Annotated in this window: 16 protein-coding genes; 8 read left to right on the forward strand and 8 right to left on the reverse strand. The window is 63.3% G+C overall.

The genetic code is table 11. From position 1 onward, the window contains the following. Nucleotides 1–355: 355 nt before the first annotated feature. The 4 genes from GSQ87_RS07220 to GSQ87_RS07235 all read right to left on the reverse strand — a co-directional run bounded on the left by GSQ87_RS07220 (nt 356) and on the right by GSQ87_RS07235 (nt 4,046). Entirely contained in the window at nt 356–1,234 is an 879-nt protein-coding gene (locus GSQ87_RS07220; protein WP_158914787.1) for an IclR family transcriptional regulator C-terminal domain-containing protein, read from the reverse strand. 157 nt (nt 1,235–1,391) lie between these two features. Further along, nucleotides 1,392–2,264 carry an alpha/beta fold hydrolase gene (locus tag GSQ87_RS07225; protein ID WP_158914789.1) on the reverse strand — a complete coding sequence of 291 codons (873 nt, stop codon included), beginning with the start codon at nt 2,262–2,264 and terminating at the stop codon, nt 1,392–1,394. Between the two features lie 2 nt (nt 2,265–2,266). Next, entirely contained in the window at nt 2,267–2,944 is a 678-nt protein-coding gene (locus tag GSQ87_RS07230) for an RraA family protein (protein WP_158914791.1), read from the reverse strand. Nucleotides 2,945–3,002: 58 nt separating this feature from the next. Next, a complete protein-coding gene (locus GSQ87_RS07235) occupies nt 3,003–4,046 on the reverse strand; it encodes a zinc-binding dehydrogenase (protein WP_216839115.1) in 1,044 nt (347 codons plus the stop codon). A 158-nt stretch (nt 4,047–4,204) separates the two neighbouring features. On the opposite strand from GSQ87_RS07235, the gene GSQ87_RS07240 reads away from it, so the two are divergent. Further along, entirely contained in the window at nt 4,205–4,501 is a 297-nt protein-coding gene (locus GSQ87_RS07240; protein WP_158914795.1) for a hypothetical protein, read from the forward strand. Here the strand turns inward: GSQ87_RS07240 and GSQ87_RS07245 are convergent. Together GSQ87_RS07245 and GSQ87_RS07250 are read right to left on the reverse strand one after the other, a co-directional pair. After that, nucleotides 4,488–5,534, reverse strand: coding sequence for an amidohydrolase family protein (locus GSQ87_RS07245; protein WP_254062810.1), 1,047 nt, complete (start codon nt 5,532–5,534; stop codon nt 4,488–4,490). The two genes, GSQ87_RS07240 and GSQ87_RS07245, sit on opposite strands and share 14 nt — an antisense overlap. After that, nucleotides 5,531–6,454, reverse strand: coding sequence for a phosphate ABC transporter substrate-binding protein (locus GSQ87_RS07250; RefSeq protein WP_158914797.1), 924 nt, complete (start codon nt 6,452–6,454; stop codon nt 5,531–5,533). The genes GSQ87_RS07245 and GSQ87_RS07250 overlap by 4 nt, the downstream gene beginning before the upstream one ends. A gap of 278 nt (nt 6,455–6,732) precedes the next feature. Here GSQ87_RS07250 and GSQ87_RS07255 point away from each other — a divergent pair, with 278 nt between their 5' ends. The 6 genes from GSQ87_RS07255 (at nt 6,733) to GSQ87_RS07280 (ending at nt 13,818) form a co-directional block, all read left to right on the forward strand. After that, nucleotides 6,733–7,077, forward strand: a complete 345-nt coding sequence (locus GSQ87_RS07255; protein ID WP_158914799.1) for a non-heme iron oxygenase ferredoxin subunit — start codon at nt 6,733–6,735, stop codon at nt 7,075–7,077. Then, nucleotides 7,077–8,333 carry an NAD(P)/FAD-dependent oxidoreductase gene (locus GSQ87_RS07260; protein ID WP_158914801.1) on the forward strand — a complete coding sequence of 419 codons (1,257 nt, stop codon included), beginning with the start codon at nt 7,077–7,079 and terminating at the stop codon, nt 8,331–8,333. The genes GSQ87_RS07255 and GSQ87_RS07260 overlap by 1 nt, the downstream gene beginning before the upstream one ends. Nucleotides 8,334–8,360: 27 nt before the next feature. Continuing rightward, complete coding sequence (locus GSQ87_RS07265; protein ID WP_158914803.1) at nt 8,361–9,647, forward strand: aromatic ring-hydroxylating dioxygenase subunit alpha; 1,287 nt, start codon at nt 8,361–8,363, stop codon at nt 9,645–9,647. A 47-nt stretch (nt 9,648–9,694) separates the two neighbouring features. Next, on the forward strand, nt 9,695–10,204 hold the full coding sequence (locus tag GSQ87_RS07270) for a hypothetical protein (RefSeq protein ID WP_158914805.1): 510 nt from the start codon (nt 9,695–9,697) through the stop codon (nt 10,202–10,204). Between the two features lie 707 nt (nt 10,205–10,911). Continuing rightward, on the forward strand, nt 10,912–12,132 hold the full coding sequence (locus GSQ87_RS07275; RefSeq protein ID WP_158914807.1) for a cupin domain-containing protein: 1,221 nt from the start codon (nt 10,912–10,914) through the stop codon (nt 12,130–12,132). A 120-nt stretch (nt 12,133–12,252) separates the two neighbouring features. Continuing rightward, nucleotides 12,253–13,818 carry an alginate export family protein gene (locus GSQ87_RS07280; RefSeq protein ID WP_216839117.1) on the forward strand — a complete coding sequence of 522 codons (1,566 nt, stop codon included), beginning with the start codon at nt 12,253–12,255 and terminating at the stop codon, nt 13,816–13,818. A gap of 328 nt (nt 13,819–14,146) precedes the next feature. Here the strand turns inward: GSQ87_RS07280 and GSQ87_RS07285 are convergent, their stop codons facing one another. After that, on the reverse strand, nt 14,147–15,502 hold the full coding sequence (locus GSQ87_RS07285) for an MFS transporter (RefSeq protein WP_158914811.1): 1,356 nt from the start codon (nt 15,500–15,502) through the stop codon (nt 14,147–14,149). Next, a complete protein-coding gene (locus GSQ87_RS07290; RefSeq protein WP_158914813.1) occupies nt 15,502–16,272 on the reverse strand; it encodes a class II aldolase/adducin family protein in 771 nt (256 codons plus the stop codon). Before GSQ87_RS07290 ends, GSQ87_RS07285 begins: the two co-directional genes overlap by 1 nt. Before the next feature lie 178 nt (nt 16,273–16,450). Here GSQ87_RS07290 and GSQ87_RS07295 point away from each other — a divergent pair, with 178 nt between their 5' ends. Continuing rightward, nucleotides 16,451–17,203 carry an IclR family transcriptional regulator gene (locus GSQ87_RS07295; protein WP_158914815.1) on the forward strand — a complete coding sequence of 251 codons (753 nt, stop codon included), beginning with the start codon at nt 16,451–16,453 and terminating at the stop codon, nt 17,201–17,203. Nucleotides 17,204–17,307 lie beyond the last annotated feature (104 nt).

Raw genomic sequence — 17,307 nt, forward strand, 5'->3', positions numbered from 1 at the left:
GGTTATGTGTGCGCACAGCGCACGTAAATAACTAATCCCGCACATATCAATCGCCTGTCGCATACCTTTGTCAACCGATAAGGACCTAAAGCCAACGCCCTAGGTCTGCAGCCCAATCAACAAAAGGAGAGTGCGGTTACGATCGCCTTCCGATTGAAAAACGCCAACGGGCCGCGCTTGCTGCGCAAGCGGCCGCCCCGAGTAGTGGTGCGAGCCCAACCCGAAGGTGGCCTTGGAAGAATTAAATTCCGGTCCGGAATAGGGGCCGTTCCATGCTGGGCCGCCCAGGCCCGAACAGGTGCATCGCGACGTGCCGAGCTGATGTGGCGGTACATCCAGACCCAGCGGAGCGAGCCTAGCTGACGAGCAGGGGGCGCAGTTCAGCGGCGGCCTGGAGCATCGGCGGGAGGAAGACTTCCACCATCCTGGCGCGGCTGGTCTGGGAGGCCTGGGTGCTGACGTTCATGGCCCCGACGATGGCGCCGGCGGCGTTGCGGACGGGGACGGCGATCGCACGCAGGTTGCCCTCCAGCTCCTCGTCCACGATGCAGTAGCCTTCCTTCGACACGCGTTTCAGGACCGTGGTGAGTTTCGCGGGGCTGGTTATGGTCGCAGGTGTGAAGCGCGTAAGCGTCGCCTTGGCGAAGAACCGCTCCAGCTCGGACTCCGACAACGCAGCCAGCAGGACACGGCCCATCGAGGTGCAATGGGCGGGAAGCTGGGTGCCGACCTCGCGATGCAGGGACGCCATCCGTTTGCGCGCCGAACGCGCCACGTAGATCACCTCCTGTCCATGCAGGATCGAGATGGAGCAGCTTTCGCCGATCTGTTCGCTCAGCCGTTCAAGGAACGATTGCGAGACGCGGGGCAGGGCGCTCGAGGTGAGATAGGCCTGGGCGATGGTCAGCACGCTCGGAGACAGGCTGAAGTAGCGATCCTTGCTCTCGACGTAGCCAAGGGTCTGCAATGTGAGCAGGCAACGGCGCACGGTCGCCCTGGGAAGGTCGACGATCCGGGAGACATCCGAAAGCGTCAGATGCTGGCTCTGAGATGTGAAGGCCCGCATCACCGAAAGTCCGCGCGCGAGCGCGATGACGAAATTGCCGGATTCGGCGGTCTCCTCGTCGTGGCTTTCCAGCAGCGCGACGACGGGTGCAGGCTTCGGGGCGAAATCCTTGGGGCTTCGCTTCGAAGTCGTCTTGGTCGGGCGACCTGCGGTCGTTGAGTTCGGCATGCGTCATGTTCTTACATCCGGTCGACACATCGTCAACGAGAGGTCGCCAAGGTTGCTCGGATTGGTGTCGGTTGCGCCGCGATTGGGCGAGTTGGACCCAGTGTTCCAGAGCAACGAGGTGGTTCAAGCGATCCGCGGCGCCCTTGGATAGGTTTTATCAAGCCTTGGTTGAATATTTCAAATCGGCCCTTGAGAGAAACTCAAGTATCACTGGAGCGGTCGCCGCCTGTGTCTGTTCGGGAACGGGAGCATCCCAATATTCGGCGCCGGGGATGCATTCCTGGAAGTATCGGGCGGCGGACGTCGCGTGGGCTGCGTCCGACCCCGGCACGACGAGGGCGGGGATGTCGAGCTGGAGCAGGTCTTCCGGTTCCGCGCCGGGGGCGGTGTCCCGGTCCATCAGGGTCCGCGCCATGCCGGCGACCAGGGTCCTGTAGCGGTTGACGTCCAGCTTGGCGTAGAGGTCGGCGAAGGCCGCGTCGTGCTTCAGCACCGACACCCAGGGACCGCCCCTCGGATCGGCGCCGAAGGCCTTGCCCTCGGTGCGCGCCAGTTCGATCACCGCTGCAAGACCGTTCTGCCGCACGAAGGCCAGGTGCTCGGCGAAGCGCTGATGACCGTTCAACCGGTAGTGTGCGCCGCCGACCGGCCAGAACAGGATCATGCTGCGCGTCCGCTCGGGATAGGCGACACCGAAGGCGGCGACCGCGCTGCAGCCCATGCAGCCGCCCATCACGTGGGCGGAGTCCACGCCGAGATGATCCAGCAGGGCGGCGCCTTGACGGGCGTAGTCCGCCCAGGTGATCCGCTCCACGCGCCCACCGGATGCGCCCGTCTCGCGTCGATCGAAGACGATGCAGCTGTAATGCCGTGGAAGGTGTTCCAGCAGCTGGATCTCGGCATAGACGCCCTGGGTACGCCATTTTTCGATCACCGCATCGAAGCCGCCCGGCGAATACATCAGCAGGGGCGGCCCGGAGCCGAGGACTTCATAGCGGGTCGTGATCCCGTCGATGATGGCCGAGGCCATGGCTATACTCCGCTGCAGCCGAGACGCTTGAGTTCGGGATCGACCCAGGTCTTGGGGTCCAGCTTGCCGGCCAGGGTGTTGGCCAAGATCACGGCCTCCTTGTCCCGCTTTTCGCAGGCCGATGTGTAGAGGCTCTCGGTCTCGTCGAACGGCACGCAGACGAAGCCGTCGTCGTCGCCGAGGATGAGGTCGCCGGGCTCGACCACCATGCCGTTGATCGCCAGCGGCGTGTTGATCTCGCCGGGGCCGTCCTTGTAGGGTCCCCGGTGGGTCACGCCCGCCGCATAGACCGGGAAGGTGTTGGCGCGGATCCAGCCCAGGTCGCGCACCGCCCCGTTGATGACCACGCCGGCCGCGCCGGATGCTCTCGCATGGGACAGCATCAGCTCCCCGACCAGGGCGTTGGTCAGGTCGCCGCCGGCGTCGACCACGATTACATCGCCGGGCCCGACCATCTTGAGCGCCTTGTGGATCATCAGGTTGTCGCCTGGACGGGTCTTCACCGTCAGCGCCGCGCCCGCGAGCACGCCACCGGCATGGAGCGGTCGCAGGCTGGGACCGCCGGCGGTCAAGCGGGACATGACATCGCTCACGCAGGCGACGGGCACGTCCCTGTACCGGCGCACGATATCCTCGCCGACCACGCGACGCCGTTCCAGAATCCGGAATCCTATCGTCACATCCCTGCTCCTAGACGTTCAGCCATGCGGTTTCCCGCACCCACCCTACGAGACAGCCTCATTCCCAGGGCATGAGCGAGGCGTGGATCACGTCCGGTACGCCCTGGTTGCCGACCGAGCGGATCGCCAGGTCGACGTCCTTGAGGCCGAACTTGTGGGTGGTGATCTTGTCGAGCGGGAACCGCTTGGACGCCAGTTGCTCCAGCGCCAGCTCGCAGGCCCGGTAGCTGTGGCCCCGGGCGCTCTTGATGGTGATCGCCTTGGTGGTCATCTTCTCGAGCGGGAAGTTGGGGAACTCCTTCATCTCGCCCTGGACCACGATCAGGCCAGCCTTGCGCTTCATCGCATTGATGCCGAGCAGGATCGGAATCGTGCCCGCGCCGGCGGTGCAGTCCAGCGAGAAGTCCACACCCTTGCCCGCGGTGATCTCGTTGATCCGGGCCAACGGGTCCTCCTCGTCGACATTGATCACGTAGTCGGCGCCCAGCAGCTTGGCGACCTCCATACGGGCCTTGTCCTTGGACGTGCCGGTGACGATGATCAGGGCGGCGCCGGCCTGCTTGCAGATCACCGTCTGCGACAGGCCCTGCTGGCCCGGCCCCTGGATTAGGACAGTGGAGTTGTAGCCGACCTCGGCGTCGAACAGCGACCACTCCACCCCGTTGGCCATCGGCGTCACCAGGCCGGCGAGTTCGGGCGAAACGCCCTTGGGTACATGGTGCACGACCGCGTTCCACGGCAGGTAGACGTATTGGGCGAACCCGCCCCACAGGTGCGGGGGCTTCTCGATGGAGGTGTAGCCGTAGCGGATGGCGTCGGGATTGTTGCGCCAGTCGGTGTTCTCACAGTGGCGATACTGGCCCTGGTGGCACCACTGGCACTTGCCGCACATCACATAGTGCTCGACGAAGACCAGGTCGCCTTCCTTGAAGCCCTTCCGGCGGGTGAACTCGCGGCCGGCCTTGGCGATGTAGCCGATATTCTCGTGGCCCATGATGGTGGGCTTGTTGTTCGGCGGGGTCTTGTAGAGTTTGACGTCGGTACCACAGATGCCGGCAACCTCCATCTTCAGCAAAGCCGCATCTTCCGGAATGTCCGGCATGGCGAATTCTTGAAACTCGATGGTGCTTGGTCCGGTCCTGACGGCAGCTTGAACCTGCTCTACCATGATGTCGTGTCCTTTAGACTTGTCGACACGGGGTGGTCGACATAGTTTGATTGGAAGAAGCGTCGGGAATTCGGCGGTCGCGAGTTGGCAAGATGTTCGGAAGACCAAGGCCCACATCCGCGTCGCTAGCCGCCACCGACAGGCTGAAGATCTGGACACGGGCGCGTTTCGGCCTGGACGCGGACGCGGTGGTGTTCGTGGCGGAGATAAGCTGTGGCCTGCCGGGCTGCCCGCCGTTGGAGACGGTGGTGGCCTTCTGGTCAGCGCCGGACGTGCGCCACCAGTTCAAGTTCTTCAAGCCGCTGCAGAACGTGACCCAGGACGAGCTGCCGCCGACCTGGATGAAGGCCGCCATGATCGTCGACGAAGAGGACATCAGCTGCTGCTGACCATGGGCTTGCCGCGCGCGGTCAGCTGACCGTCGAGCCTTGGATAGACGCGACGCGCATTGCCCTCGAAGATCTTCTGGCGGTCGGCCTCGGCCAGGTTGGTCAGCTGATCGACGTAGCGCTTGGTGTCGTCGTAGTAGTGGCCAGTCTCCGGGTCGATCCCTTTGACCGCGCCGAGCATCTCCGAGGCGAACAGGATGTTGTCGATGGGGATGACCTTGGCCATCAGCTCGACGCCAGGCAGGTGATACACGCAGGTATCGAAGAAGACGTTCTTCAGCAGGTGCTCGGTCAACAGCGGCTTCTTCATCTCCTGCGCCAGCCCGCGATAGCGGCCCCAGTGGAAAGGCACCGCCCCGCCGCCATGGGGAATGACGAACTTCAGCTCGGGGAAGTCCTTGAACAGGTCGCCCTGGATCAGCTGCATGAAGGCGGTGGTGTCGCCGTTGATGTAGTGGGCGCCGGTGTGGTGGAAGTTGGGGTTGCACGACGAGGTGACGTGCACCATTGCCGGGACCTCGAGCTCGCACAGCTTCTCGTAGAGTGGATACCACGAGCGGTCGGTCAGGGGCGGGCCGGTCCAGTAGCCTCCGGACGGGTCGGGGTTGAGGTTGACCCCGACGAAGCCCAGCTCGTTGACCACGCGCTCGAGCTCGGGGATGCAGTTGGCCGGCGGCGCGCCCGGGGACTGGGGCAGCTGGCCGACGGCGGCGAAGTTGTCCGGCAACAGGGTGCAGACCCGATGGATCAGGTCGTTGGACATTCGGGTCCACTCAAGGCTGATCGCCTCGGTCCCGACGTGGTGCGCCATGCCGGCGGCGCGGGGCGAGAAGATGGTCAGGTCGCTCCCGCGCTCGCGCTGCAGTTTGAGCTGGGGTTGGACCGACTGGATCAGCATCTCGTCGGTGACGCCCAGATCGGTCGTGGTCGGCCGACGCATCGCATCGGCCAGGCCCGCGAGCTGCTTGTCGCGGAACTGCAGCAGCGCCTGGGGTTCGGTGGTGTAGTGGCCGTGGATGTCGATGATCATCATGCGGTCCCCGCGCTCGACATCGCGCCGCGCGCCCGCAGATGGGACGTGTCCTGGCCCGGCGTGACGAACATGTCATCGACTGCGTAGCTACAGGGCACGATCTGCTGGTCGGTGCAGAAGTCGATCAGGATTTGCAGCGACTTGCGGTTCGCCTCCATCCCGTAGACCGGGGGAGGGGGGACGCCATCGGTCATCGCCACCCGTCGCGCTTGCTCAAACATCTCGTCGAGCTCGCCGGCCAGCCAGGGGTGCTGGACCAGCAGGTCGGTCTTGACCGAGAGGATGTGGTTGATCGGCACGATGTCCTGCTCGCGCATCCAACTCCGCGCGGCAGCCTCCGCGTCGGGGATCACGGTGCGCACCCCACCCGGATCGACGTCCCGCTCGCCCATGATGGCCCGCAGCTCGCCGGCCATCATCAGCTCGCGCAGGCCCGACGAGGTGGCGTTGCGGATCACGCCTGGCGGGTCGGCGTATTCCACCAGGTGGGAGTCTTCCATGGTGATCCAGGTGATCTTCTCCAGATCGACCCCGTACTCGGTCTTCAGCACGCCGCGCACCCAGACCCCCGACGTCTGGGCGTAGGCCCGCACGCCCGCCTTGCCCCCCTCGAGGTCCTTGGGGCCGCGGACTTCGGAATTGGCGGGACGGACCAGGTTGGTGTGCGGCAGCCGGCTCCAGAGCGGGATGGCCAGCCCCACGATCGGCTTGCCGTAGTGATGGGCGAGCACGTGGTTGACGACCGCCATTTCGGACACATCCAGATCGCCTTCCCGGACCATGCGGCGGAACGCCTTGGGCAGGGGGTCGAATTCGATGAAGTCCAGCTTGACCTTGGTGGACGTCACGCGCCCGTCCTTAAGCGGGGCCACGTGCGCGTGCTTGCCCAGCGCCGTCTTCAGAACCAGAGGATCGTTCATCGTTCACGGAGTCCTCGTGTGGCGCGCCGCGAAACCCAACCGATGTCGGATGTTCGTAGAACGCACAAATTGGAAGCCTAACGAACATTTGGATTTAAAGGACGGTGGCCCGGTGTCAAGCCGGGCGCACCCGGAGAAGCGTCCCGCGTGGATCATTGGGACTCTTGACTTTAGGCCTTGACCGTCGTTCAGTTCGAGTGCGTTCGATATGCGCCATAAATGTGCGGTGAGCGCACATACTCGTTTCCAGTCTAGGCGGCGTATGCAGGGATCGAACTATGAGTGAGCAGCAGCTCGTGCCGCTGTGCCTGATTTCAGACGTTACCGAGGATCTTCCCGTGAAGGCCGAGATCAAGGGTGAAGAGGTGGCCGTGTTCCAAGTCGGGGAACACTATTACGTCACGCAGAACCTCTGCACCCATGGTCCGGGCGAGCTGGCGGAGGGCTTCGTCGACGGTGACGAAGTCGAGTGCCCGTTCCACCAGGGAAAATTCAGCATCATCACCGGCAAGCCGACCGCGGCTCCCTGCACCGTCGCCCTGCGCACCTGGGATGCGCTCGCGCGGGACGGGCAGGTCTACGCCTCAACCACGCCGCGTTCAGGCGGCGGCGAAGCGGCATGATGCGCGCCCTATCACCGGAGCAGGTCGTGATCGTCGGCGGCGGCCAGGCAGGCGGTCGCTGCGCCGAAGCGCTGCGCGCGGCCGGGTTTGCAGGCCGGGTGACGATCGTCGGCAAGGAAGTGCACCTACCCTATGAGCGACCTTCCCTGTCCAAGGAGATGCTGATCTCCGACGAGGACGAAAGCATCGTCTGGGTACGCCCCGAACAGGCCTATGCCGAAGAGCGCATAGAGCTCCGGCTCGGTGTTACGGCGACCTCCATCGACCGCGACCGGCGCGAGCTCCACCTCGATGATGGGTCCGTGCTGATCTACGACGCGCTGGTTCTGGCGACCGGCGCGCGGGCGCGGCAGTTGACCGTCCCCGGCGCCGACAGCGTCCCACTCCATCTCATCCGCACCATCGAGGACAGCCGCGCGCTGCGTAGCCGTCTGTCCGCCGGGACGCGGCTGGTGATCATCGGCGCCGGCTTCATCGGGCTGGAGGTGGCCTCCGCGGCCCGCCATCGCGGCGCCGAGGTCACGGTCCTGGAAGCCGCCGACCGGGTCATGGCGCGCGCCGTCCCTCCGGAGATCAGCGAGCACCACACGGCCCTGCACCGCTCCCATGGCGTGAACATTTCGCTCGGGACCTCGGTCGTCTCCATCGCGCGCGAGGGCGACGCCATCGCCCTGCGGGGATCGGGTGGCGAGACCTTCGTGGCCGACGTGGTGGTGGTGGGCGTCGGCATCGAACCCAACGACGAACTGGCGCGCGAGGCGGGGCTGGAAACCGACCGGGGCGTAGTGGTCGACGCCTTCGGCATGACGCGCGATCCCCAGGTGTTCGCCGCCGGCGACGTGGCGCGGCACTACAATCCCCTGCTCAAGCAGCACATCCTGCTGGAATCCTGGCAGAACGCACAGAATCAAGCGATCGCGGTGGCCAAGGTGATCGCGGGCGGGGACGCACCTTATGCCGAGATCCCCTGGTTCTGGAGCGATCAGTTCGGGGTCAATCTGCAGGTGATCGGGCTGCCGAGCGCAGACGCCAAGACCATCGTGCGCGGGACGTCCGGCCAGGTTCCTTATGTGCTGCTGCAGACTAGGAATGGCCGCGTGCTGTCCGCCTGCGCTTTGAACGCGCCGCGCGAGCTGCGCTTCGCCCGGGAACTGATCAGCTCCGGGGCGGTGCTGGACGAGGCGATGCTGGGCGATCCGGGCGTGCGCCTCGCGGACATCGTGCGCGACGTGAAACAAAGAAAAGTCCCTGCCTGACAGTTGGGTTGAACGGAAGAGTCGACAATGTTGAAACCCGAGCAGAACGAGTTAGTCACCCGCACCGGGCCCGGCACGCCGATGGGAATGCTTTTCCGATCCTACTGGCTGCCTGCGCTGCTGGCTGAGGAACTGCCCGAGAACGATTGTCCGCCGGTGCGCGTGAAGCTGTTGTCCGAGCGCCTGCTGGCCGTTCGAGATAGCGACGGGCGCTATGGGCTGATCGACGAATTCTGCGCCCATCGCGGCGTGTCGCTGTGGTTCGGCCGTAACGAAGAGAGCGGCCTGCGCTGCCCCTACCACGGCTGGAAGTACGACGTTGAAGGCAACTGCCTGGACGTGCCCTCCGAGCCGGTGGAAAGCGGCTTCTGCAAGAAGATCAAGCTGAAGAACTACCCGCTGATCGAGCGCGGCGGCATCCTGTGGACCTATATGGGGCCGCCCGAGACCCCGCCCCCTGAACCCGCGTGGGAGTTCATGTCGGTTCCCGCCGACCAGACCTTCTCCTCCAAGCGGTTGCAGGAGACCAATTGGCTGCAAGCGATGGAAGGCGGTATCGACAGCGCCCACGTCTCGTTCCTGCATCGCGGCAACCTGAATTCCGATCCGCTGTTCAAGGGCGCGCGGGGCAATCAATACAACCTCAGCGACTCGCAGCCCTTCTTCGAAGTGGTAGAGCACGCCGCCGGTCTTTACATCGGCGCGCGCCGCAAGGCGGAAGACGGGAACTACTATTGGCGGATAACGCCCTGGGTGATGCCGTGCTTCACCATGGTGCCCCCGCGGGCGGACCACCCGATCCATGGGCATTTCTGGATTCCGATCGACGACGAGAACTGCTGGACCTGGAGTTTCGACTATCACCCGACCAGGGCGTTGAGCGAACACGAGGTCCAGGCGATGCGTGATGGCAAGGGCATCCATGTTCAATATGTGCCGGGGACCTACATCCCCCTCGCCAACAAGACCAATGACTATCTGATGGACCGTGCGTCCCAGAGGGCGGGCGTCAACTATAGCGGCGTCGAAGGCATAGGCATGCAGGATGCTTCCCTACAGGAAAGCATGGGTCCGATTGTGGACCGTACGAAGGAGAACCTGACCACCACGGATAACGGGATCATCATGGCCCGGCTTCGCTTGATGCGCGCGGCGAAGGCGCTCGCGGACAAGGGGCAGTTGCCGCCGGGTCGAGACCCCGAAAGCCAGCGTATCCGTTCCGCCGCCATTATCCTGGGGCCGGACGAGGCCTTCAAGGATGCGGCGAAAGAGGCGTTGACGGCCCGGTCTGGCGTTGCACACGCCTCTGTTTGAATCTTTATGCGGTTGCTTGCGTCTTGCCATCGAAACGAGGGAAAGTCATGATCGCCGGCTCAGCCCGCGCCACGACGATGAGGGAAGGGGCCTATCGGATAGCTGCGCCCAATTCGCGACCACGCAACATCATGGTTGTGGCGCTCGAGGCGGGGGCGGCTCGGCTCCTGGCCCATCTCGCGGAAGGCGTTTGGCATCGGGTCTCTTTCCGAAGCTCGGTATGGCTGCAGGATATTCCCAACCCGCAGAGCGGAACGCTCGACAAGTGGTGGGACGTGGTCGCCGGACACGCTGAAGACCTCGTGAGCGAGATAGCGGCGTCCGACCTCGTGATCATGGTGACGACAGCGGGCGACCCGACCACGGGGGCTTCGGTGATCGGCGAGGCTTGTGTTGAGCACGCGGTCAAAACATCTGGAATCGTCATTCGCGGTTCGATGGCTTCGCCGGATGTCCTTTCGCAGAGCCTTATGGAACTGCGGCCCTGGACCCAGACCCTGAGCGTCATCGGCGAAAGCGACATGATCGTCGATATGATCCATGCGCTGGGCGCTTAAGGCGGCGAATCCTTTAGCCCCGCCCTTGCTTATCTAGGCGCCCCATTCGCGTTCGCGCGAGGCGCCGCATCTCCCATGCCTTGGGGCGTGCAAACGCATCCCTGCTCGCCACTTCAGGCTGGAAGCCCTGCGGTCGGCCGCCAGCAGAGCAACGCAATTATGACGTTCGAAGCGATACAGTAAATTGTTATGTTATATCAATAAGTGGAGAATTTCCCGTCTCAAATTAAGGCGGTGAGCCGCTATAATTCACATGTCCGATTGCCGAGAGCTGATATTTGGGGCGGAATTTTTCCGAAAAGCGATAAATCCGTAGGGGCATTTTTCTCCTTACCCATCGTATCAGCAAATGTGACGGAAGTGGATTTGTCGTGTGATCCGAAGAATTCACTCGACCGTCTATCAGTCAATTTAATTAGCAAAATCAAATAGAAAAAGGTCAAGTTGGAGGGGTCTCTGGACGCTTGTGGCGCTGGGTGTGCTTGGTATCGGCTCCATCATACAGCGAGCTTGGAGATGATGGCGACCCTATTGCTGAGGTGTTCCTGTTGGATTGGAAGGGGGAGGGGTCCTTATCGGTTGACAAAGGTATGCGACAGGCGATTGATATGTGCGGGATTAGTTATTTACGTGCGCTGTGCGCACACATAACCGCCACGCCTCGGGCCGCAGGGTCGGGGGCGCGGCCGACGCGTTAGGGAGCGATCATGGCGCACGACATGCCCGGCCAGAGCCACTGGCACGAACCGTCGGGGAACAAGCGTGCGGGGCTGGGCAAGTTCGGCCGTCCGATGACGCCCTACGACAAGTTCATGGAGTCCGAGGGCATCCCGGTGTTCCGCGACCTGGGCGTGAAGAACGTGCGCAACCTGCCGATGACGGATTGGAAGCGGCGCGGCGGCAAGGGCAGCTACATCCAGCTGTTCGGCACCGAGGGCAAGTGGGGCTGCTATGTGGTCGAGGTGCCGGGCTCGGGCGCGCTCAACCCGGAAAAGCACCTCTACGAAGAGATCTACCTGGTGGTGGAGGGCCGCGGCTCGACCGAGGTCTGGCTGGAAGGCGACGCCAAGCGCCACGTGTTCGAATGGCAGCCCGGCTCGCTGTTCTCGATCCCGGTCAACGCCATGCACCGCATCGTCAACGCGACGTCCAGCCCGGCGATCCTGATCGGGGGCACCACCGCGCCCAACCTGATGAACCTGATCGACAACGTCGACGCCATCTTCAACTGCCCCTACGAATTCCGCGACCGGTTCAGCGGCGCGGACGACTTCTACAAGCCCAACGACAACATCGAGCCCGACCCGGTGCGCGGCCTGGCCATGCGTCGCTCCAACTTCATGCCCGACATCGTCGACTGCGAGCTGCCGCTGGATAACCGCCGCTCGCCCGGCTATCGCCGCATCGAGCCGTTCATGACCGGCAACACCTTCTATCTGTGGGTCGGCCAGCACGAGAACGGCCGCTACTCCAAGGCCCACGCCCACACCTCGGCTGCGGTGCTGATCTGCGTCAAGGGCGGCGGCTACACCTACACCTGGCCCGAGAAGCTCGGCCCCACCCCCTGGAAGGACGGCCACGCCGACCAGGTGCGCCGGCTGGACTACGAGCCCGGCGGCATGGTCTCCGCAGCCCCCGGCGGCGCGCGCTGGAACCACCAGCACTTCAGCGTCACCAAGGAGCCGTTCCGGCTCAGCGCCTGGTTCGGCCCCCACTCGCCCGGCCGCGAGCCCGGCCCGCCCGGCGAACAGCACACCGACTACACCGCCATGGAAATCCCCGAAGGCGGCAGCGCCATCCCCTACTGGATGGAAGACCCCCACATCCGCACCGAGTACGAACAGACCCTGAAGAACAACGGCGTCGAAAACCGCATGCACCCAGACTGGTACATCCCCGGCGCTAAAGTCACAAACGTCGCAGAGTAGACGGTGAAATATAATCTCATGATTTATGGATCGATGATTTCAATAATCATCGAACATATCTGGATATAAATTCTGCGAATGTGCGGGTGAAATGATCCGCGAAATTCGTAGATTTATATAATGAATATGATCGTGCAGCTCGACCTGACGATCAAAAATATAGGGAGGGGAAATATGAGACGATTTTATCTGCACCTTTGCGCCTGCGTGGCGCTGACCGCGCTTACGCATTCGGGGGCCGCTTTGGCTCAAACCGAGGTGGCCCAACCGTCCCCCATCCAGGCCGACGTGCTCGAGCGGGGCGCAGTCTCGCCGACCGCGCCGAACGACCCCTATCCGATCGAGGCGGCGGGCTGGTCGAAACCGCGCAGTTTCCAGTTCTTCGATTCCAGGTGGGAAGAAGACTGGAGCAAACTGCAGAAGGAGGGCAAGGCGCCGCCTCTCAAGGCCATGCCCCTGCTCGGCGACGAGGTGACCTTGACGCTCAGCGCCGAGGATCGGCTCCGGGCGCACTTCTACGGCAACGGTCAGCTCACCGACAAGAACAACTATACCGAATTGCAAAATCGCACGATCGTGGGTGCCGATCTGCACATCACCGATCATTTTAGACTGTATACCGAGTTAGGCCACGCCGATCTGAGCGAAAACGGTCATCCAGACGTGCAATCCGTCAGTGCAAAGCAGGACAATTCCCTGTCGTTGCAGCAGATGTTTGGCGAATTCCGCGAGGAATATAAGGGTGTTCTGGTCGGCGCTATGATCGGCCGTCAGGAATATACCGACGCGCCCGAGCAGCTCATCAGCGCCGGTAACGGACCAAATCTGCACCAGACCTGGAACGGATATCGCTTCTACATCCACACCGATCGGTTCAGGTTGGGATATTTCACCGCCTATCCGACCGACCAGAACTTCGGCAAGGCGTTCAACCAGACCATCAGCCACGAGGAATACATCCGGTCGGTGACGGGAAGCGCGGCTCTTGTGTCGATGGGGAATCGCTACAACATCTTCCTTGATCCGCTTTACATAGAGAGCTTCAACAAAAACCTCGCCGCAGGGCCGACGACGGGAGAAGATCACCGCTTCACCTACGGTAGCCGCCTTTGGGGCCGGATTGACCGGCTGACCTTCGACTGGATGGCCTATAAGCAGACCGGCTTCCATATCGGGCGCGAAGTCGACGCATGGATGGCCTCGCTGACGCAGAACGTCAAGGTCTCGCCACTGGGCTTCCCGTCCACCTTCGGCTTCCGTCTCGACGGAGCCTCCGGCGGGGACGCCTTCAACAAGACCGGGACGACGCACCTGTTCGATCCAATCTATACGGACAAAGGCATTTTCGGGGAGGCCGAACTCTTCAGCTATCAAAACATCTTCATCATCGCGCCAACCGCTTCCGTTCGACTGACGCCTAAGTTCCGGATCAATGCGGAATATGACTTCATCTGGCGCATGGCCGCCAACGACGCCTTCTATACGCCCACCAAGGCCTATACCGGGACCCAGAATGTGGCTGGAAAATATGCGGGTGGGATGGTCAGAATCAACAACTACTATGATCTGACCAGCAACATATTTCTGAGACTTGAATTGGATCAAATGTCAGTGGGGACGGTGTTGCGACGTGCTCATTTCAGTGACGCATATGTTGTTATGCCGGATTTAACCTTTAGATATTGATGTCGATTGAATTGTTGTGTAAATTAAACTCAGCCTTCCTGGCACTTGGGCGCGAGCGGATGTACTGCTCGCGCTTTTTTGCTCGAGCAAGTCGTGATCGCAGCCTCCGTCGCATAAGCGGTCCAATTTCGAATGGGCGTCAGTCGCTTCGGTCAAGACGGCGCGCCCTGAATGCCCGCGAGTGCGGGGACGCCACGGAAGTATGACTTGGCTCTCGCGGGCCTTCACAACCGCCTTGATCGACGATCGCCTCATCAGCCGACGAGCTTACAGGCTCCGTCGCATAGGGTGGCGGACGCGCGCGCGGCTGGCGGGTCTGGTCTGTGTCTTAGTCCGACGCCATGCGCCGGCCGCCGAACCGGTCGCTTGCAAGCGGTCGGAGGATAAAGGCGGCGACCGCCCCCACCGACAGCGGCACGACCGGAGCCAGGAAAAGGTATCTAAGCGGAAGGTGCATGCCGAGCAGCTGGCCGCCAATCAGCGGGCCCAGAATCGCGCCGAAGCGCCCTACACCCAAAGCCCAACCCGCGCCGTTCGCTCGGATTTTGGTGGGATAGCTCAAGCCGGCGACCGCATTGAGCCCGAGTTGGTTGCCCAGGACGGTGAGCCCGACCAGAAACACCACGAACTTGAGCATCAGGGGCGAGTAGCCCGGCAGGCCCAGGATGGCCACGGCCGGGCACGCCATCAGCATGAACACCCCCACCACGCCGAGACCGGCCCGGTCCAGGAACCGGCTGATCGTCAATCCGCCTAGAACGCCGCCGACATAGTACATTGAGGTGGTCACCGCGGCTTGCGATGCGGATAGGCCGGATTCGCGGAAGACGGTGGGCATCCAGCTGCTCAGGAAAAAATTCGCCATCAAGTTGGTGACAAACAGCATCCAGACCAGCGGAGTTATCCACCTCAGCTTGCCCTCGAACAGCTGGCTCGGCCGGAAGCGGCCCGACGCATCGACAGGGAAGATGAAATTGGTGTCGTCGGCGATCTGTGCATCGGGCCGCATCGCCCGCGCCAGGGCGACGATCTTGCCGCGAGCCGCCGCGCGGACCGCCAGAAATTTCAGCGACTCGGGCATGTAAAGCAGGTTCAGCAGGGCCGCGATGATAGGCATGACGCCGCCGACCAGGAATAGCGTCCGCCAGCCCGAGCCCGGCGCCACGACGGTTACAACCGCCGGAACCATTCCGCCGAAGGTTATGCCCATGAACATGAGGGTTATCAGCGTGGCGCGCGCTCGGCTCGGAGCGTATTCGGCCATCAGCGCGATGGTGTTCGCCGTCAGGCCGCCAAGCCCGATCCCGGTGAGGAAGCGCAGGAGGGCGAGCGCCCAGATCGTATTCGCGCCGGCCGACGAGAGCGTGAAGATCCCGCAAAGCGCGGCGCTGACCACGATGGCGATCCGACGGCCGAACCGGTCGCCGACATAGCCGAAGAGCGGGGCCCCGAAGAGCATGCCGAACAGGCTGGCGCTGAACACCGGGGCCAGGATTTCACGCTTGAGGTGCCACGCCCGCACGATCCCTGGAGCGGCGTAGGCCGCTGCGGTCAAGTCGTACCCGTCGCCGATCTGCGCCGCGAAGCCGAGCAGGATGATCTTGACCAGGAACGGACTGATCCTCTGTCCGTCCACCAGGCTCGAAATGCTGATCTCGGGCCTGTCGCGTGACGGCCCGGTCATCAGAGAACCCAATCCTGCGGCAGGACCCCACGTGCCCGGGCCCGGCCGACATAGTAGTTCCAGAGTTTGGGGACGTGCTTGTCCCGCTTCAGGTCCTGCAGGAATAGGGCGATCTCGGACTCGGTGAGCGGCCGCACGGCGCCTAGCAGGGAGGCGTCGTACATGGCTTCGGCGTTCTCGACGAAATGCACGCAGTCGATCAGCAGGCCGGGGATATCCTCGGCGACCACGACCTGGCCGTGGGCGCGGATTAGGGCGGCGTGGTGAGGACCGAGCGTGCCCGCCAGCGCCCGTCCGCGTTCGGGCGTATTCAGATGGCTTGGATCCTCATGCACCGGAATGCCGGAAGCCCAGCGCACCGCGTGGTTCTTGATCGCGACCAGCTTCACGTCCTGGACCAGGGTGAAGACGGTGGTGCGGTCGTGATGAAAATGCGCCGCCGAATTGACGTCGGGCCGGGCGCGCAGCAGTTCGCAATGCAGGAAGACCTCGGCTGGGGGGCGTTGGCCCGGCGGCCCCGACAGCATCTTGCCGTCCAGGTCGCATACCAGCAGCATTTCTGGCCGCAGTTCGGCGCGGCTCTGGTCGAACGACTGGATCAGGAAGGTGTCGCCGCCCGGCAGGCGCGCGCTGACATGGCCGCTGTAGCCCAATATCTCCAAGTCGTTGAGCATCAGCGTGCAGGCCGCCACCTGTTGGCGTAGCCGCTGTTCGATCTCCGCCAACCTGTCGGCGTCGTTGACGCCCCGATGTTGCGCCGGATCCGGCATGCCGACCTCCCAGTTCCCGGGGCCTTCTGGCTCGAGGCCGCCTTATGATCCCATTTAATGGGATATGATATAGATGTCCATGCCTCGCAAATCTCCCCTCTCGCGATTGCCGTCGCCGGACGCGCGCCGGATAAGGGGGTGGGACTTGGGTGGATGAAGCGAAGGGGTGCTCAGGGGTATGGCCGGCGATACGACACCGCGGAAGATGCTGCGAATTCTGGACCTCATCGAGGACAGCGCGGGGCCGGTGAGCACGGACGCCATGCTCGAGCAACTCGTCTTCACGCGCTCCACCCTGTATCGCTATCTCAAGATCCTCACTGAGACCGGCCTGATCACCTCCCTGCCTGACGCGGGTTTCACCCTCGGCCCTCGGATCGCCGAGCTCGACTACAAGATGCGGCAGCGCGATCCGCTGCTGGCCGCGTCCCAATCGCTCATGGTGGAACTCGCCCAGTCCGAACAGGGCGTAGCCCTGCTGTGTCGGCGTTATCGCGATCGCGTCCTCTGCATTCACCAGGAACGGGGCAAGGTCGCATTCCGCAGCAACTACACCCGCGGACTGGCCCGGCCCCTATTCAGGGGGGCTGCTTCGCGGATTATCCTGGCCCACCTCAACGCAGCCACCATCAACCGCCTCCAGGCGGAGTTCTCCCAGCAATTCGCCGATTGCGGGCTCGGCGCCACCCAGCCCGAGGTGCGGGCCACGCTGAGCCGCATCCGGCGCGCGGGCTGGGACATCACCGAGGCCCAGGTCACGCCGGGCGTGATGGGCGTCGCCGCCCCGTTGCTCGATCTTCGCGGCGACATCCTGGGAAGCCTCAGCCTCACCATTCCCGTCCGGGAGCGGGGGGAGGGGGAAATCCGCCGGCTCGTCGAGCGTGTGCGCTTCTGCGCGGCGGTGGTCAGGACCGCAATCGCACAGGAGTGAATCTGATCATAATCCCATTATGTGGGCTTGACCCTCTATCGACGTGATGTACACCTGCTCTACGCCGACCTGCCCATGACGCCCCTCATCGGCGCTGGGGGCGC

The organism is Caulobacter sp. S45 (genome assembly GCF_009765965.1).
In the GTDB taxonomy this organism is placed as follows: Bacteria; Pseudomonadota; Alphaproteobacteria; order Caulobacterales; family Caulobacteraceae; genus CAHJWH01.

Bases quoted from the DNA above. Each gene is read 5' to 3' on its own strand.
- GSQ87_RS07220 (WP_158914787.1), bottom strand. From the start codon at position 1,234: ATGCCGAACTCAACGACCGCAGGTCGCCCGACCAAGACGACTTCGAAG.
- GSQ87_RS07225 (WP_158914789.1), bottom strand. From the start codon at position 2,264: ATGGCCTCGGCCATCATCGACGGGATCACGACCCGCTATGAAGTCCTC.
- GSQ87_RS07235 (WP_216839115.1), bottom strand. From the start codon at position 4,046: ATGCCGGACATTCCGGAAGATGCGGCTTTGCTGAAGATGGAGGTTGCC.
- GSQ87_RS07240 (WP_158914795.1), top strand. From the start codon at position 4,205: ATGTTCGGAAGACCAAGGCCCACATCCGCGTCGCTAGCCGCCACCGAC.
- GSQ87_RS07245 (WP_254062810.1), bottom strand. From the start codon at position 5,534: ATGATGATCATCGACATCCACGGCCACTACACCACCGAACCCCAGGCG.
- GSQ87_RS07250 (WP_158914797.1), bottom strand. From the start codon at position 6,454: ATGAACGATCCTCTGGTTCTGAAGACGGCGCTGGGCAAGCACGCGCAC.
- GSQ87_RS07255 (WP_158914799.1), top strand. From the start codon at position 6,733: ATGAGTGAGCAGCAGCTCGTGCCGCTGTGCCTGATTTCAGACGTTACC.
- GSQ87_RS07260 (WP_158914801.1), top strand. From the start codon at position 7,077: ATGCGCGCCCTATCACCGGAGCAGGTCGTGATCGTCGGCGGCGGCCAG.
- GSQ87_RS07265 (WP_158914803.1), top strand. From the start codon at position 8,361: ATGTTGAAACCCGAGCAGAACGAGTTAGTCACCCGCACCGGGCCCGGC.
- GSQ87_RS07270 (WP_158914805.1), top strand. From the start codon at position 9,695: ATGATCGCCGGCTCAGCCCGCGCCACGACGATGAGGGAAGGGGCCTAT.
- GSQ87_RS07275 (WP_158914807.1), top strand. From the start codon at position 10,912: ATGGCGCACGACATGCCCGGCCAGAGCCACTGGCACGAACCGTCGGGG.
- GSQ87_RS07280 (WP_216839117.1), top strand. From the start codon at position 12,253: ATGAATATGATCGTGCAGCTCGACCTGACGATCAAAAATATAGGGAGG.
- GSQ87_RS07285 (WP_158914811.1), bottom strand. From the start codon at position 15,502: ATGACCGGGCCGTCACGCGACAGGCCCGAGATCAGCATTTCGAGCCTG.
- GSQ87_RS07290 (WP_158914813.1), bottom strand. From the start codon at position 16,272: ATGCCGGATCCGGCGCAACATCGGGGCGTCAACGACGCCGACAGGTTG.
- GSQ87_RS07295 (WP_158914815.1), top strand. From the start codon at position 16,451: ATGGCCGGCGATACGACACCGCGGAAGATGCTGCGAATTCTGGACCTC.